Below are 15,816 nucleotides of genomic sequence, written 5' to 3'. Positions count from 1 at the left end.
CCATCTATGATATAGGAACCTTTCAATAGAAACAACATACCGGTCAATAACCCCTACGAGGCTACTCAAATTTTGCGTACATCGTCACTCCCCATTGCTACCCGTGCGTCCGGCAATTGCTGTTCCGGCTTGCCGAGATACGCATTGATGGACTTTGCAGCCCCTCCCACGCCAGTCACTCTACCAGCTACGCATTTCACTGACCTGAAGGTGGACAATAGCCGGTCTTATCGTGGCACGCAGTTCACGGTTGGTCGGACGCCTATAGTCGTTACCGGAACAGGACGACGGCTCGTATGATCTAATGGGACGCGACGCGTAATCATCAAGCGGTATTTTGACGAATACCCAATCTACTCTGGAACATTATCACGGCGATCCAAATTCATATGCAATTGGAGGTGGAAACCATGTTGCATACATTCCAAGTCAATATGCTTTCACTGTTCAAGGTAAATAGAATACCTTTTTACAAAGGACAATTATTCGACCGAATTCGAATCTATTGCTCGAAAGCTGAAAACGGCGATGATGTAATGCTTTTGAAATCGGTTATGAATAACAGAAACTTGGATTTGCAGTTCAAGTCTGATCCGGTATTGACAAACAATATGCCTTTAAAAGTACTCTGCCAAACGCATCAGGCGAGGCAGGGGGATCCATGGATTTTGAAAGTACCGAAGTGTATAGTGATGATAATGATGGTTTGTGCTTCTCAACAGCACGAGGATCGATTATCATGTAGTCAACGACGTATTGCCCCGATGTATTACAAAAATAAATAACGTATAGCTTAGTAGTATAGCTGGTGAATCGTTGAACGGATTGAACACCCATTCAACGATTGCAGCATCCCAGAGCGTTAGGAACCGCAGTCACGAAGCGGGCATCAGTGCAGAAAATATCTGCGTTCCTCGTTATCGTAAAATAGAAAACCTGATGAAAAAAGCAAAAAAACATCTTTTATCAGGGTCAGAATCATATATTTGGTAAAATATAATAGATAGCTCCCTACGACACGGTATTTCTATTTGAAAAAAACAATACTTCGAACGCATGAAAAACGTCCACATTCTGTCCGAAATCCTTAAGAACCATCTGATTCAATTCCCTTTTGTACAAAAGATATCTTCCCTGATTAACCATACAACTGGCCTAAATGGGCAAAACAGTGAAGCGCTGCAGTCCACCTTCAATGACTATAATAGTGTTACTGATGTCAAAGGTTGCTCAATTCTCGAGTTGGGGCCGGGACATACCTACCAACTCATGGAATTGGCATTGCAAAAAGGGGCTACGCGCGCAGTAATTGCAGATATAATCAAATATTTAGACGATCAGATAATAGAAAAAACAGGAATTGACTACATTATTTATGATGGTGGTACAATTCCACTCGATGCGCGAACATTCGATCTGATCTGGAGTCACACAGTGTATGAGCATCTACGTTATCCAAAGGTAACTGTTGATGAGACTTTTAGATTATTAAGACCTGGCGGTGTTGCGCTGCACCACATTGATTTAAGAGACCATTTAGTACTTGATGAAAACAACCCTGACACGTTCAATAATCTTCAATACAGCCAAGAATTGTTTAAAAAAATGACCTGGAACCGGTCAATATATGTAAACAGACTCAGGATGTCTGAATGGGTTCGTTTACATGAACAAGCAGGATTCAAGGTCGAAATTCTAAAAACCTGGGAAAGTCCAGCAGTACAGAAAAAATACCGAAAAAAGGCGATTGCGTATCTCCAAAAATATTCAGAAACCGACGCCATTACTTCCCAAATATTTATTAAAGCGACCAAACCCTTGCAATCGTAATACGGTTTGCGTGTTGATACAACCATCTTTATACCTCTACGATTGTCGCTATATAAATTGCTACCGCAGTGTGCTTCAGAAGCATGATTCCACAGTTCCATTTATTTGCCAAAACGAAAGTCGAAACAGAATCGGATCGAAAACGCCTAAATTGGAAACAAGCATTGCCAGTCAGCAAAGCAAGTTAGACTCAGATCGCCGAGTTTACATCCTTTCAGATCTTACGATAAATTGTGGGGATTTTTTCACTCAGTCTAGTTTAGGATGTTACCGTCTCAATCGGAAGCATTAGGTAGATGAAGGAGTAAGCCATCGGGTTTATTAATAACAGGAGATTCAATTTATGGGATAATTTATGTCCCGTGCAAGTGACCAGTAGCGTGTTAAAGCTTATCTTAGTTTCTGGCAGTGACCGAGACATTCCGTTGGTGCGGCCGGTTTTGTAGGTCCGACCGCACAAGAACGCCATTGACTTGCCAAAATTCCAGCGGGATTACTTCTACGTCGCCGCCTGAACACTTAAAGCCTTCCGTGGGGTTGGAAGGGATATACTTCTTTTTAACCCCAATTTTGACGATCTGACGCACCCATTTCACTTCTTTTCGGGCTGTTACCTCAGCCAATGGTTTAGCAACGTGTAGCGTCAAATAATCATAGAGGTCATCTGCAAAGGTGTCACCAAGAGAAGAAAAGTAAATGTCCTCGCGATCAAAATGGTATTTGATGAAACCAGCCACCTTCTTTTTGGTGGTGCGCCAGTGCTTCAAGGTCTCAAACGAAGCATTTTCCCGTTCCACGCGCTTCTCAAACTTTGCAATAAACTCATCAAAGACTTCCAGCACGGTTTGCTCATTCTTTGCGGCGGGCTTGGCTAGTAGCTTTGACTGCTCGATCGCAGGCTTGCCCAGGTAGACATTCTTAACCATTGCAGGGGTCACCTTAGGGAACTGAGTCTGAAGGCCGTTGAAGATCCGTTCGACGTCAGTTTGCAGTTGGGCCAGTTTCTGGTTCGCCAGTTTTACTTCCAGTCCTGAGCCAGTAACCTGCTTGACATCCGAGTCCCAGGATGCCGGGCTCACTTTCTTGCCAGTTGAGATTTCGGTGTACTTACCGTCGATTGTGATTCTGGCATAAATAGGAGCTTTGCCGTCTGCTTTCGCTTTTTGTCTGTACAGCCAGAAGAGTACAGTCAGGTTCTGTTTGAAATTCATCATCCTCACAGTTTAAGGTTAGAAAAACATTGATGTTTGAGAAACCTTGGTCAAAATCGCCTCTGTCAAACATGTCCATTCGGTAACCTAATTTAGCAAGCAAAGCAGGTTACCGAATAGGTTACCGAATGCTTTGATCTGGAATGAATCAGAATGATATGCTTATCTTCGAAAACAGTGAAAAAATGACGTTTTTAAACAAAAAAAGCGCCTTTTGAGGCGCTTTAAGTGATCCCGCTGGGATTCGAACCCAGGACCCATACATTAAAAGTGTATTGCTCTACCAGCTGAGCTACGGAATCATTTTCTACTTGCTTTGGGCTTTCGAAGTTCTGCAAGTCTTGGATTAGCCGTGGCGTTTTCCGTAATTGCGATGCAAAAGTAGAATTCTTTAAAGTATAATGCAAGTACCCTACAAGAAAAAACTGTTTTTTTCGTTTTTGTTTCTGGCTTTTTTCGTGCCAGATGTGGCCTTTTGCGCCAACCGGAAGGAGCTCAAAACCGCTGATTCTCTGTTCGCTATCGCGAGGTATGCGGAGGCGCAAACGCTCTACAAAAAAAATTTCAGCCTGACAGAAAAAAATAGCCAGGTATTACTTTTGAAGCTCGCTTTCTTAGCAGAAAAGACCAACAATTACACCGATTGCCTTTTTTTTCTCAGCAAATTAGCCCTGGTACAGCCTTCAAGGCATCTTTTTGAAAAAATGGACAAGCTCGCCAAGGAGCAAAATCTAAGTGGCTATGAATTCGACGATTACAACTATTTCATAATATTTTATCGAAAATATGGTGATTACATTCCAATATTGCTCCTAACTTTGGGCACCTATATAGTTGTCATAATGGTTACTAAGACACGCAGGAAGGAGCCTATTTTGCAGATTCACAAAGTCTCTATTATCGTTTATCTGCTCGCGTTGCTGGGAATATTAAATGTGCCTTCCCTTTATCAAACGTGCATCATTGTGAATGAAAATACCTTCCTCCGCGACGAACCTTCCTCGGCTGCCGGTGTGGTCGACAAAGTTGGGAAAGGCCATAAACTGACAATTATTGGGTCTGTCGACCATTGGGACAGGGTCATTTGGAACAATCGGATCGTGTATATTCGTAAAAGCGATCTGTGGAACATTTAACAGACCCGGTTGGTATCATTTTTGCAACATATGAGTTTGTATGTATATTTAGGAGTCAAATTTTTTAATTAACGCTGTATGAAAAAGCCAATGAAACGTTTTTTACTATTGATCGCAGGAGTTTTGATGTTAGGTTTTGTAACTTCTTGTAAAGAAGAGGGGCCTCATAAAGATGACATTGTAAAGCTGTCGGCCGTCATCAATAGTAGCGCCACGATGCCAAAATCTACATCTTCCGCGCAGGGAACTGGTGTTTTTGAATACAACAAGGTTACTATGGAGCTGAAATACAACATCACTTACCAGAACATCACTCCTACCTCGGTGAACATCCACGCTGCCAATCCTGCCTGGCAAGTTGGCGGTATTGTTTTCCCACTTGCTGATAAGCCTGCCGGTAACCAGGTGCAAGGCTCGGTGAAACTGAACCTGGAACAGCAAACCCAGCTTATCACTGGTATGATGTATGTAAATATCCCGACTGAGCTGTACTACTACGGAGAAATCCGCGGACAGATACTGGTCGACAAATTCGAAAAGTAATCCACATTTCGCCATACAAAAAAGGCTTTCGGGATCGCCGAAAGCCTTTTTTATGCCCTACTTTTTACCTTTCTTCTTCTGCCTCGATTCGAATTCCTCAATCTCCCGCATCAGCGCTCCAAGGTCGTCGGTGGTATCGGCTGTGAATTCGAGCGTCTCCGCATAATCTTCGGCGGTCAACTTCACCACCGCGATGGGCTTGTCGAGATATTGCTGTATCTGATCGAGTACAGGCTTTTCTTCTTCACTGCAAAACGACACCGCGATACCCTTCTGCATCCCGCGACCGGTACGGCCTACACGGTGAACGTAATTTTCGGGTTGCTCGGGCAAATCGTAGTTGATCACGTAATCCACATTCGGGATGTCGATTCCACGCGCACTCACATCCGTCGCAATCAATACTTTTACATTACCTTTCTTAAACTCGTTCATGGCCGTGAGGCGGTCGGCTTGCTCTTTGTCTCCGTGAATGGTCAGGCTTTTAATCTCCATACGTTCGAGCGCCTTGTACACACGCTCAGCCCGCACCTTCGTGCGTACGAACACGAGTATCTTTTTATCTGCATTCTGGCGAATCACGCGTTCCAGGAAAAAGCGCTTGTCGTCCATGGCCACAAAGGCAACGGAATGATCGATGTTCTTGGCAACCGGATTTTTAGGTGAAATCTGGATCCGGATCGCATTCCTGACCAGTGAATAGGCGAGTTTCTTGATCTTTTCATCAATGGTAGCCGAGAAAAAAAGCGTTTGCCTTCTTTTAGGTAAATGCCGGATCAGGTCCTGAATATCCTTAATGAACCCGAGATCGAGCATATGATCGGCTTCGTCGAGAATGAGCGTATCCACGCGGTCGAGCTTGATGTAGCCCTGGCTCACGAGATCGAACATCCGGCCAGGCGTCGAAACGAGAATATCAATGCCCTTTTCCAGCTTCGCGATCTGCGGCCCTTGCTCCACCCCACCGAACACGCTGAAAGTTTTCACTTTGGTATGGCGCGAAATGCTTGCAAACACCTCGGCAATCTGAATCGCCAGCTCTCGCGTAGGCACCATGACCACGCATTTGATTCCCTCCGACCGGCTCGAAGCCTTTTGTTTATGCAGTTTATCCACCACCGGGATCGCAAAAGCGGCTGTCTTGCCGGTACCCGTCTGCGCAATCGCCAGCACATCCTCCCCTTTCATTACCGCCGGAATGGCTTTAAACTGAATATCGGTCGGTTTTTTGAACCCGGCCGCTTCCAGGCTCCGCTTGATCTCCGCGGCAATGGGGTAATCTTCAAATTTCATAAGCAAATAATGGGGCAGACCGGCGCCGGCCTGCCCTTCGTTTTAATGGGAGTGCAAAGATAACCGGTTATCCGGCAATGCATGAGTTATTACAGGCCCGGCTCGTAAAACCGCAAGCGGTTTCGAAGCGAAGCAACTTCCCTGTCCAGATGTTCGATACGGTTAAGCAGTCCCTGAATGGCTTCAATCCCTTCCAGATTGATGTCGAGCTCGCGGTGAAGGCGGATAATGCGTTCGATGTGGTTCAACTGCGGGACCTGCAAAAAACGGTTGTTACCGACAATCACGGTTTCGATCAGATCGTGTTCCTGCAATGACTCTACAAACTCGTATTCCACATCATAATTCATGCAGAACACCTCGATGGCAATCAATTGATCATTTTCCATATCGTTTTCAGGATTTAGACAATTCTGTAAACAATTCCTTCTGGCGATCGGTCAGGTTGGTCGGGATTTTGACATCGAAAGTTACGTAAAGATCACCGAACTGGCCCTCTTGTTTGTAAACAGGAAACCCCTTTCCTTTCAGGCGTACCACACTGCCATTCTGTGTCTCCGGTTTCACGGGCAACTTCACTTTCCCGCTCATTGTCTCCACCACCAGCTCGCCGCCCAGCACTGCCGTGTAAAGATCCAGCTCTGCTTTCAAATGCAGATCATTGCCTGATCTTCTGAATTTTTCGTCGGTTCCTACCGAAAAAGTAATGTATAAATCTCCGTTAGGTCCGCCGTTGCTTCCAGGTCCGCCATGGCCTGCTATCTTGATGGTCTGCCCGTTTTCAACGCCTGCCGGCACGGTAATACGAATGTTTTTGCCATTCACCGTCAGGGTTTGCTTGTGCGTTTCATAGGCGTCGCGGAGGCTCAGATGGATTTCGGCCTGGTAATCCTGTCCACGGAAACGAGCCTGCCTGCCGCCGCCGAAACCGGAACCGAACATCGATTCGAAGAAATCGGAGAAACCTTCACTGCTACCGCCATACCACTGGCCCTCCTGCCCTCCTGCCTGGCTGCGCGCCTGCCGCGCCCGTTCGAATTCCTCGCTATGTTGCCAATCCTTACCGTACTTATCGTACTTTTTACGCTTTTCCGGGTCGCTCAGCACCTCATTCGCTTCGTTCAGTTCCTGAAACTTCTTCTGCGCTTCCTTGTCGTTCGGGTTCAGATCAGGATGGTATTTTCTCGCCAGTTTCCTGTAAGCGTTCTTAATGGCCTTATCGTCAGCATTTTTGTCAAGTCCGAGTATTTTATAATAATCTACAAAAGCCATAAATATTCAATCTGTTGAAGTGAATAATGGTTTATAAAACAGTCCCCTACTTTCGTGCCAGCATTTTAATGTACAAATCTTCCACCTTCTTTCTCGCCCAGGGAGTTTTTCTCAAAAATTTGAGACTTGATTTCACGCTGGGATCGTTTTGAAAGCTATTGATATTGACATAATAACCCATTTGCTCCCAACCGTAATAATCAACGAGTTCATTCAAAATCACTTCGAGCGTTTTGCCATGCAGCGGGTTATTGGGTTGTGATTCCATACGTACCATTTGAAAAATGTTGCTGTGTCTTTTAAAGTAGATTTCTGTTCTTAAATAATTATTATGCAGGTTGATTAGTTCAAAACCTAAATCCTGTCCGATGGATCAGATAAAATGGGGTATTATCGGTTGCGGCAATGTGACCGAAGTCAAAAGCGGGCCCGCATTCAATAAGGTACCCAACTCTTCGCTCGTAGCCGTTATGCGGCGCGATGGCGCGCTGGCCAAAGACTATGCCGAACGCCACGGCGTACCCAAATGGTATGACAACGCCGAAGCGCTCATCAACGACCCTGATATCAACGCGATTTACATCGCCACGCCGCCCGATGCCCACGAAAGCCTCGCTTTCAAGGCAATGCAAGCGGGGAAGCCCGTTTATATCGAAAAACCCATGGCCCGCACCGCCGCCGAATGCGACCGCATCAACGCCGAAAGCAAGCGTACCGGCGTACCCGTTTTTGTGGCCTATTACCGCCGCGCACTGGACTACTTCCTGAAAGTAAAAGAATTGATCGACAAAAAAGTAATCGGAGATATTCGTTTCATTGATATTTGCCTCCAATGGCAACCCTATGATGAAGAGGTCGGCCCGAATGCAAAGCCTCGCTGGCGCGTCAAACCGGAAATTTCAGGCGGCGGACATTTCCACGACCTGGCTTCGCACCAGTTCGACCTGCTCGAATTTATTTTCGGGCCTATCCGCCACGCATCGGGGATCGCACGCAACCAGGCGGGCCTGTACGAGGCCGACGATATTGTCGTCGCCAATTTTGAATTCGAATCGGGCGTGTTGGGTAAAGGGAGCTGGTGCTACACCATCGACAAAGACCAGCGCGAGGACGAAACGCAGATCATCGGCTCCAAGGGCCGCATAACCTTTTCGTTTTTCGAGAAATTTGACATTCGCGTCGAAACCTCGGAAGGTATCGAAGTCTTCCACATTCCTTATCCGCAGCACGTACAGCAGCCGCTCATCGAATCCATCGTGAAAGAACTGCGTGGCGAAGGAAAGAGCCCGAGCAGCGGAGATACAGGCGCACGGGCGAACCTGATCATGGACCGGATTACGCAAAAGCAATAATTTTAGGATGCAGAATACAAATGCACGGGATATTGCTGTTATTTAAAAGATTCTTAGTACTCAAATTCAATAGTCATGGCCAAAGGAAAAAACCTGGACAAGGGGAGCGCCAAAAAAGAGGCAACCAAATCCCTGAAAGAAAAAAGAGCCGATAAGAAGGCAAAAAAGGACGGCAAGAAGGATTACTAACCTTTCCGGAACGCCCTCTTCCCGAATGGCTCCCGCAACGCAATGCAGGAGCCATTTCGCTTTTAGTAGATCTCCCGGTTAGTCTTGTATTTGGAAAGCCGTTTCCGCGAGCGGACGATTTTCGAATGGATCCTGTTCTTTTCATCCGGTGTGAGGACGTCGTCGGCCAACGCTTTGTCGATCGTCAATTCGATTGCATTGCGCTCCTTTTTCAGTTTGGCGTACTCGTTGGCGGTCAGCTTGTGGCTTTTATATGCGGCTTCGATTTGGCTGTTAAGCTTTCGGAGCTCCGCTTTGAAGTTTTGGGAATGAGCGCTGTGGGTTATCAGTATGGTAATAAAGCTGGCAAAAAGTAATTTCATGGCTATAATGAATGTCCTGCTGTTGAGGCTTAAAACGGATGCGAATATAAAGCTGCGTCATAAACGGTCCCAGCCCGGCTTAGTGACTGGTGCAGATAGTGCGCAAGTTTCGGGTTGGCTACCCGGGCTACACAAGCCAAATTTGTATCAACAAATTAAAAAATCCAATGGACCAGCAAACTTATAATTACGACAAAATCGCGAAGGCCATCGAATATATCGTGGCCAATGCCAAAGAACAGCCCACGCTCAATGAGGTGGCCGACGAGGTCAGTATCAGCCAGTTTCACTTCCAGCGCATGTTTTCGGAATGGGCGGGCGTGAGTCCGAAGCGGTTCCTGCAATACATTACTGCGGGGTACCTCAAAGACCGGATCAGGGAATCGAACAACCTGGTCGAGCTCGCCGAATCGGCCGGGCTTTCAAGCCAGAGCCGTGTATACGACCATTTTATTTCGATCGAGGGCGTTACTCCCCAGGAATATAAAAGTGCCGGCAAAGGATTGGTAATCAACTACGGGTTTCACGAAACGCCCTTTGGCGATTGTTTCATTGCCGCCACCGACAGGGGCATTTGCGCCATGGCGTTCGTGGACGAGGCCACACGTGACTTTCAACTCATCGAACTCGCCCGAAAATGGCACTACGCCACCATCCGTCCCGACCAGCAACTGACGGCAGGATACGTACAGCGCATATTCAACTCTGCGCAACAGTCGCTTGAAAAGTTACCGTTGCTCGTACAGGGCACCAACTTTCAGTTGAAAGTTTGGGAAGCTTTGCTAAGCATTCCGCAGGGTGCCGTGACCACCTACCAGCAGATCGCAGAGCGTATCGGCCATCCGAAAGCCGTCCGCGCGGTAGGTTCGGCCGTGGGCGACAACCCTATTGCCTACATCATCCCCTGTCACCGCGTGATCCGTAAAGAAGGCGTTCTGGGCGAGTACCGATGGGGCAGCTTACGTAAAAAGGCATTGATTGGTTGGGAGGCAGCCCGTCAGGATGAGGAATATTTTGCACAGGAGCACACCATATTGAAATAGTACAATAAAGATAATTTATCATTACAACATTCTGTATTACAACCCAATAACTCTGCAAACAATGCAACTTTTCCGTGTTGGACTGATTATGGATGAGCAGTTTTCAAACTATTAACCAAAATCAAAACATCAACATGAAAAAGAAACTGATCCTAATGCTGGCAGTTTTTGCTTTGATCGTAACAGCGACGTCGGCCAGCTTTGCGCAGTTCTCGCTCGGGTTGCAGGGCGGAATCGCCAAATCCAACGTGGAAGATTCCAAGACAGTAGCTGGTGGTGGCGTGAACCTCCGGGTATTTGCTTCACCGCAATTTGCTGTCGGTGTCGCCGGTAAAATCTACGCCGACGGCAGTGATTATAACGTTGCCGGGCAAAAGCTAAGCACGACAGGAACGCTCACCCCGGTAACCGGTACGCTCGACTTTTTTTTCACCGACGGCGCGATCCGCCCTTATATTGGTGGTGATGCCGGCGTGTATTTCTCGAAGTACAAAGCTAAATGGAATGGGGAAACGGTGCTGGAATCATCCAAACACAGCAACTTCGGTACCGCGCCGAGAGCGGGTGTGGTGTTCGCATTCGGAAACCTCGGCATTCAGGTGGAAGGTATCTACCATTTCGTATTTGGTAACAAAAACCACAGCTCCGAAACCGGCAGCGTGGATAACATCGATTTCGAATCCACTTCGAAATTTGGTGGTGTAAATGTCGGCCTCATATTCGGGCTGGGCGGCAAGTAATTTTCTGCAATGCACGCAAATCTCAAACGCGCCATCCCGGCGCGTTTTTTTGTTGTGATCAAATCCGGCATTAACTTGCCTGCTCATTGACAAGCAACCCATTGGCAGAACCGACATCATTTCCAGAACAGCTTTGCAACTGGCTGACATCCATTTCGTTTCAATGCAGCACAGGAGAACAGCCAGATTTTGTATTACCGGTTCTGGAAGTAACCAATGGGGATCAAGTGGTTATGAAAATGATCCCGGTAGGCCTCGCTACCTGGCAAAAAGAGGGGCATGAAAGCTTGCTGAATCAGTTGAAAGAATGCCTGGGAGCCTTTCGCAGCGTAGGGATCCCGGCAGTAGTAATTTGGGAAGATTACTGGCTGTCCCGAAAAAGTATCGTCCAATCACGGCTGGCGGCCATGCTGGGCCAATCGACCAAAATCCCTGCGCGCCTGGCGTTGGCACGGAGAATCGACAATGCCACCACGGCCCAGTTCCTGGAAACCAACCATTTGAATGGCAGTACGATGTCGAAATTCCGGTACGGCTTGTTTTTACCGAAACGATATTACCGTGTATTGCCGGAAGGTTTCCTTTTCAATGCATCGGCAGACGAACTGCTGGTTGCTGTCGCTACTTTCAGCAACGCCCGCATTTTTGAGCAAAACGATGAACCATTCCGGTCGCATGAACTAATCCGGTTCGCCAGTTTATTGGGCACAAACGTAGTAGGCGCGCTGGACAAGCTGTTGAACGCATTCATCCGTGACAAATCACCGGACGATATTATGACGTACGCCGATCTTGAATGGTCCGACGGCCGGAGCTATAAACGGCTGGGATTTGAGGAAAGGGGGAATATGCCCCCGCGCAAGGCCTATGTGGACGTGACACATATGCGTCGCGTACGCACGCGCGAGCAAACCTATCAAGCTGACGGGCGACCGCCGGTCGAGTATCTGACAGTGTATAATTTGGGCAGTATCAAATATGTGAGGGACATTAAAATTAACAAAAATGAGTCCTGAAACCCCGCTATTAATCATTCTGGGCCCAACGGCCTCGGGCAAAACACATTTGGCTACCCGTGTCGCGCACGTGATCGGCGGAGAAATTATTAGCGCAGATTCGCGGCAGGTATACCGGCAAATGGATATCGGTACGGGTAAGGACCTCGAAGAATACGTGGTGAATGGAACCCCAGTCCCCTACCATCTGATCAACATCCGCGATGCCGGCGAGAAATATAATGTAAACGATTTCCAGCACGAGTTCGCCGATTCATACCAGCAAATACTCGCCAACGGGCGCGTTCCGATCGTTTGCGGCGGGACCGGATTCTACATTTATGCCCTACTAAAAGGGCACGCCAACGATACGGTGCCGGTGAATGAAGTGCTGAGGGCGGAGCTGGAATTACTTTCCACCGAACAACTAACCGCAAGGTTTCACGCCTCCGACTCCCGTTACCATGCATTAGCGGATATTTCTACGCGCAAAAGGCTCATCCGCGCACTGGAAATAGCCGCTTACCTGAACGAACATCCTGAAACAGACATAGATTTTGGCGCAGCGTCCTTTGTCTATCCGGCACAGCTGTTCGGCCTGAACCCGCCGGTCGAAACCCGACGGGACCGCGTTAGTAAAAGGCTCATCACCCGGTTAAAGCAAGGTTTAATAGAAGAAGTACAAAACCTTTTAAATCAAGGAATTGAACCCGATTCATTAATCTACTACGGTTTGGAATACAAATATGTAACCCTGTACCTTACAGGCGCAATGACCTTTGACGAAATGCATTCCAAGCTCGAAACCGAAATCCATCGGTTCGCCAAACGGCAGATGACCTTTTTCAGAAAAATGGAAAAGGATGGTCTGAAAATCAACTGGATACCCGACGAATGGCCTGAAAGTGAAAAAATCCAATTCATCATTACGCATTATCGGGAATTTAAAAGCGGCAATGCCGGTAATATGTCAGTGTAAACCAACCTAAAAAACGTCGTTAAACAATGAATCGCAAATGGAGCAGCCTGTTGTTGCTGCTGGTACTGAGTGTAACGGATGCATACCTCCTCGCGCATCCGAATCTGATTGGGAAAATCGGAGTATTGGTGTACAAGCATCATTATATCCGCAATTTCCCAAGGGCGCTGCTCACCGTCATGCTCGTGGTGGGCGTATCGCTGGCTGTTTGTGAGCTGGTTTACAGATTTACGCAAAAGAAAACGGCGATATTCAGCTATCTCGTCCTTACGGGCATTGCGCTGTTCTGGTTTATGTATGTGTTTGTGACTTTTTCTTCATTTTCCTACCGGATTACGGGCAAATCGTTCATTTACGGGGCGCATTTGTTGCCGGTCATCCTGACGGGGCTGAACCTGCGGTATCTCATTAAACGGATACTCGCCAAAGGGCCGCATAACGATGCCTTAGCAGGAGGAAAAAGTGGCCCAGAAGCCCCATAATGGGGCTGCGAGCCCATAAATTGTTGTCCGGAGGGCCCGAGACAATAGAATATTCTTATAAATCCTTCAAATTGTGAAATATTATTGTTTCTGTCTTGAATTTTCACAAATAAACCACGGATAATAATAGAAAGTACGCGGTTTTTTAGGATATTGCGGCTTGTGTCGGACCGGGAAATGGTTAAACCCGCAGCCATTTAACACAAAATTAACTTGTTGGGTAAGTAAATCGCTGTTAACGAAAAACTTTGTTGAATTGACCGATTGGCCTGCCTGTTCATTAACCCTTTTAATTTTATTCTTATTTCTATGTCCCCAATAGCTGAATTGACCCTTGATGGTAAAAAGTACGAGTTCCCGATAATTGAAGGAAGTGAGCAGGAAAAGGCGATAGATATTTCCAAATTGCGCGACCAGACAGGGTATATTACAATTGACCCAGGTTACAAGAATACCGGTGCGACCAAAAGCGCCATTACATTTCTGGACGGTGAAGAAGGCGTACTGAATTACAGAGGTTACTCGATCGAGGACCTGGCCGAAAAATCTTCTTTCCTCGAAGTAGCATACCTGCTCATTTACGGAGAGCTTCCTACCGAAAAGCAATTCGCTGAATTTGAACATGAAATCCGCACGCATACGCTCGTAAACGAGGATATGCGCAAGATTTTCGAAGGCTTCCCCGTTAATGCGCACCCAATGGGCGTACTCTCTTCGCTCGTGAGCGCGATGAGCGCTTTCTACCCGGATGCCAACGCTCAGAATTCGGAAGCAGAAACGCAATTGCACATTATCCGCCTGCTCGCAAAACTGCCTACGATCGCAACCTGGTCGTACAAAAAATCGCAGGGGCACCCGGTAAATTACCCGCAAAACGAACTCGACTACTGCTCGAACTTCCTGAACATGATGTTCTCGCTGCCCGTAGCGAAATACAATGTGGATCCGGTTGTTTCCGCAGCATTGAATAAACTGCTTATCCTCCACGCCGACCACGAGCAAAACTGCTCTACCTCGACAGTAAGATTGGTGGGATCTTCGCACGCCAACATTTTCTCATCCATTTCTTCCGGCATCAGCGCATTGTGGGGGCCACTTCACGGCGGTGCCAACCAGGAGGTGATCGAAATGCTGGAAGCGATCAAGGCTGACGGCGGTGATACGCAGAAGTATATTAATATGGCGAAAGACAAAAGCAGCGGCTTCCGCCTGTTCGGTTTCGGGCACCGTGTTTACAAAAACTTCGACCCGCGGGCACGCATTATCAAAAAGGCAGCGGATGATGTGCTCAACAAACTCGGCATCAACGATCCGGTTCTCGAAATCGCCCAGAAACTCGAAAAAGCGGCTTTGGAAGACGATTACTTCGTACAACGCAAACTTTACCCGAACGTGGATTTCTACTCAGGCATCATTTACCGCGCGTTGGGCATCCCTACCAATATGTTCACGGTGATGTTCGCCATCGGCCGTCTGCCGGGATGGATCGCACAATGGAAAGAAATGCGGGTGAACAAAGAGCCGATCGGCCGTCCGCGTCAGATCTACACCGGAGCGCCCAAGCGGGATTTCGTTCCGATGAGCGAGCGGAAATAATAATGACTGAATGATTGAATGACTGAATAACGCCTATTCAATCATTCAATCATTCAATCATTCAATCATTCAATCATCGCTCCGGCGACCCGGTCAAAATTAACTACGGCGAAAGCCGCTCAATCTTCCAGCCGTCTCGCGTCTTCGTATAAGCTAACCGGTCGTGCAAACGGCTGGGTCTCCCCTGCCAGAATTCAATGTAGTCCGGCACTACGCGGTAACCGCCCCAATGCGGAGGTCGCGGCACTGGCTGGCCTTCGAAACGCGCTTTCAATTCCTCTGTTTTTTCTTCCAGAAATTCGCGGTTTGGTATTACCTCGCTTTGTGCCGAAGCCCAGGCCCCGATCTGGCTCCCGCGCGGACGAACGGAGAAGTATTCACCCGATTCCGCCTCGGACGTCTTTTCGATTTTCCCTTCGATACGGACCTGTCGTTCAAGCTCTTTCCAGAAGAACGTCAGCGCAACCTGCGGGTTTGCCTCAATTTCCCGACCTTTTTTACTGTTGTAGTTCGTGAAGAACGAAAAGCCCCTGCTGTCGAGGTCTTTCAGGAGCACGATCCGGCCCGTCGGACGGCCTTCGTATACAGTGCTGAGCAACATGGCATTCGCTTCTGAAATGTCGGCCTCACGCACGTCGTCAAACCATAACCTGAACTGTTTCAGCGGATCAGGATCGAGATCGGCTTCCAGTAGCCCTTTGAGCTGATAATCGTGACGGATATTTGCAATGTTATGATCCATTGGATACTAATATGTTCAATGTTGGGATGCCAAAAGTAGCCATTTCAGAGG

General features: G+C 47.5%; 17 protein-coding genes and 1 tRNA gene. 10 read left to right on the top strand and 8 right to left on the bottom strand.

Annotation, left to right across the window (positions count from 1 at the left end; genetic code table 11):
• Positions 1 to 1,056 precede the first annotated feature (1,056 nt).
• Positions 1,057 to 1,830 carry a class I SAM-dependent methyltransferase gene (locus ACQ4MZ_RS29675; RefSeq protein ID WP_430851368.1) on the top strand — a complete coding sequence of 258 codons (774 nt, stop codon included), beginning with the start codon at positions 1,057 to 1,059 and terminating at the stop codon, positions 1,828 to 1,830.
• A gap of 395 nt (positions 1,831 to 2,225) precedes the next feature.
• On the opposite strand, the gene ACQ4MZ_RS29670 is transcribed toward ACQ4MZ_RS29675, so the two are convergent.
• Positions 2,226 to 3,044 carry a phage integrase SAM-like domain and Arm DNA-binding domain-containing protein gene (locus tag ACQ4MZ_RS29670; RefSeq protein WP_430851366.1) on the bottom strand — a complete coding sequence of 273 codons (819 nt, stop codon included), beginning with the start codon at positions 3,042 to 3,044 and terminating at the stop codon, positions 2,226 to 2,228.
• Between the two features lie 226 nt (positions 3,045 to 3,270).
• Positions 3,271 to 3,343, bottom strand: a tRNA-Lys gene (locus ACQ4MZ_RS29665).
• 99 nt (positions 3,344 to 3,442) lie between these two features.
• On the opposite strand from ACQ4MZ_RS29665, the gene ACQ4MZ_RS29660 reads away from it, so the two are divergent.
• Both ACQ4MZ_RS29660 and ACQ4MZ_RS29655 read left to right on the top strand, forming a co-directional pair.
• On the top strand, positions 3,443 to 4,177 hold the full coding sequence (locus tag ACQ4MZ_RS29660; RefSeq protein WP_430851364.1) for a hypothetical protein: 735 nt from the start codon (positions 3,443 to 3,445) through the stop codon (positions 4,175 to 4,177).
• Positions 4,178 to 4,255: 78 nt separating this feature from the next.
• Positions 4,256 to 4,720, top strand: a complete 465-nt coding sequence (locus tag ACQ4MZ_RS29655) for a CHRD domain-containing protein (protein ID WP_430851362.1) — start codon at positions 4,256 to 4,258, stop codon at positions 4,718 to 4,720.
• Between the two features lie 57 nt (positions 4,721 to 4,777).
• Here ACQ4MZ_RS29655 and ACQ4MZ_RS29650 read toward each other — a convergent pair whose 3' ends face one another.
• The 4 genes from ACQ4MZ_RS29650 to ACQ4MZ_RS29635 form a co-directional block, all read right to left on the bottom strand.
• A complete protein-coding gene (locus ACQ4MZ_RS29650; RefSeq protein WP_430851360.1) occupies positions 4,778 to 6,013 on the bottom strand; it encodes a DEAD/DEAH box helicase in 1,236 nt (411 codons plus the stop codon).
• 89 nt (positions 6,014 to 6,102) lie between these two features.
• A complete protein-coding gene (locus ACQ4MZ_RS29645) occupies positions 6,103 to 6,402 on the bottom strand; it encodes a chaperone modulator CbpM (protein ID WP_430851358.1) in 300 nt (99 codons plus the stop codon).
• 7 nt (positions 6,403 to 6,409) lie between these two features.
• A complete protein-coding gene (locus ACQ4MZ_RS29640) occupies positions 6,410 to 7,285 on the bottom strand; it encodes a DnaJ C-terminal domain-containing protein (protein WP_430851356.1) in 876 nt (291 codons plus the stop codon).
• Positions 7,286 to 7,331: 46 nt separating this feature from the next.
• Positions 7,332 to 7,553, bottom strand: a complete 222-nt coding sequence (locus ACQ4MZ_RS29635; RefSeq protein WP_430851354.1) for a VF530 family DNA-binding protein — start codon at positions 7,551 to 7,553, stop codon at positions 7,332 to 7,334.
• Positions 7,554 to 7,653: 100 nt separating this feature from the next.
• On the opposite strand from ACQ4MZ_RS29635, the gene ACQ4MZ_RS29630 reads away from it, so the two are divergent.
• On the top strand, positions 7,654 to 8,637 hold the full coding sequence (locus ACQ4MZ_RS29630) for a Gfo/Idh/MocA family protein (protein WP_430851352.1): 984 nt from the start codon (positions 7,654 to 7,656) through the stop codon (positions 8,635 to 8,637).
• 251 nt (positions 8,638 to 8,888) lie between these two features.
• Here ACQ4MZ_RS29630 and ACQ4MZ_RS29625 read toward each other — a convergent pair whose 3' ends face one another.
• Positions 8,889 to 9,188 carry a hypothetical protein gene (locus ACQ4MZ_RS29625; RefSeq protein WP_430851350.1) on the bottom strand — a complete coding sequence of 100 codons (300 nt, stop codon included), beginning with the start codon at positions 9,186 to 9,188 and terminating at the stop codon, positions 8,889 to 8,891.
• A 167-nt stretch (positions 9,189 to 9,355) separates the two neighbouring features.
• Here ACQ4MZ_RS29625 and ACQ4MZ_RS29620 point away from each other — a divergent pair, with 167 nt between their 5' ends.
• The 6 genes from ACQ4MZ_RS29620 to ACQ4MZ_RS29595 all read left to right on the top strand — a co-directional run bounded on the left by ACQ4MZ_RS29620 (position 9,356) and on the right by ACQ4MZ_RS29595 (position 15,023).
• Positions 9,356 to 10,231 carry a methylated-DNA--[protein]-cysteine S-methyltransferase gene (locus tag ACQ4MZ_RS29620; protein ID WP_430851348.1) on the top strand — a complete coding sequence of 292 codons (876 nt, stop codon included), beginning with the start codon at positions 9,356 to 9,358 and terminating at the stop codon, positions 10,229 to 10,231.
• 134 nt (positions 10,232 to 10,365) lie between these two features.
• Positions 10,366 to 10,971, top strand: a complete 606-nt coding sequence (locus ACQ4MZ_RS29615; protein ID WP_430851346.1) for a hypothetical protein — start codon at positions 10,366 to 10,368, stop codon at positions 10,969 to 10,971.
• 233 nt (positions 10,972 to 11,204) lie between these two features.
• Positions 11,205 to 11,987 carry a hypothetical protein gene (locus ACQ4MZ_RS29610; RefSeq protein WP_430851344.1) on the top strand — a complete coding sequence of 261 codons (783 nt, stop codon included), beginning with the start codon at positions 11,205 to 11,207 and terminating at the stop codon, positions 11,985 to 11,987.
• Positions 11,977 to 12,945 (top strand): tRNA (adenosine(37)-N6)-dimethylallyltransferase MiaA, encoded by a 969-nt coding sequence (miaA, locus tag ACQ4MZ_RS29605; RefSeq protein WP_430851342.1) that lies wholly within the window; start codon positions 11,977 to 11,979, stop codon positions 12,943 to 12,945. The genes ACQ4MZ_RS29610 and miaA overlap by 11 nt, the downstream gene beginning before the upstream one ends.
• A gap of 26 nt (positions 12,946 to 12,971) precedes the next feature.
• Positions 12,972 to 13,427 carry a hypothetical protein gene (locus ACQ4MZ_RS29600; RefSeq protein ID WP_430851340.1) on the top strand — a complete coding sequence of 152 codons (456 nt, stop codon included), beginning with the start codon at positions 12,972 to 12,974 and terminating at the stop codon, positions 13,425 to 13,427.
• Positions 13,428 to 13,736: 309 nt separating this feature from the next.
• On the top strand, positions 13,737 to 15,023 hold the full coding sequence (locus ACQ4MZ_RS29595) for a citrate synthase (protein ID WP_430851338.1): 1,287 nt from the start codon (positions 13,737 to 13,739) through the stop codon (positions 15,021 to 15,023).
• 103 nt (positions 15,024 to 15,126) lie between these two features.
• Here the strand turns inward: ACQ4MZ_RS29595 and pdxH are convergent, their stop codons facing one another.
• Positions 15,127 to 15,765: a pyridoxamine 5'-phosphate oxidase gene (gene pdxH, locus ACQ4MZ_RS29590; protein WP_430851336.1), complete on the bottom strand. Its 639-nt coding sequence runs from the start codon at positions 15,763 to 15,765 to the stop codon at positions 15,127 to 15,129.
• Between the last annotated feature and the right edge of the window lie 51 nt (positions 15,766 to 15,816).

Origin of the sequence: Dyadobacter sp. BHUBP1, from assembly GCF_050587785.1 — a bacterium.
In the GTDB taxonomy this organism is placed as follows: domain Bacteria; phylum Bacteroidota; class Bacteroidia; order Cytophagales; family Spirosomataceae; genus Dyadobacter.
Note: the sequence above shows the minus strand (reverse complement) of the source record. Positions and strands in the feature narration are given on the sequence as shown.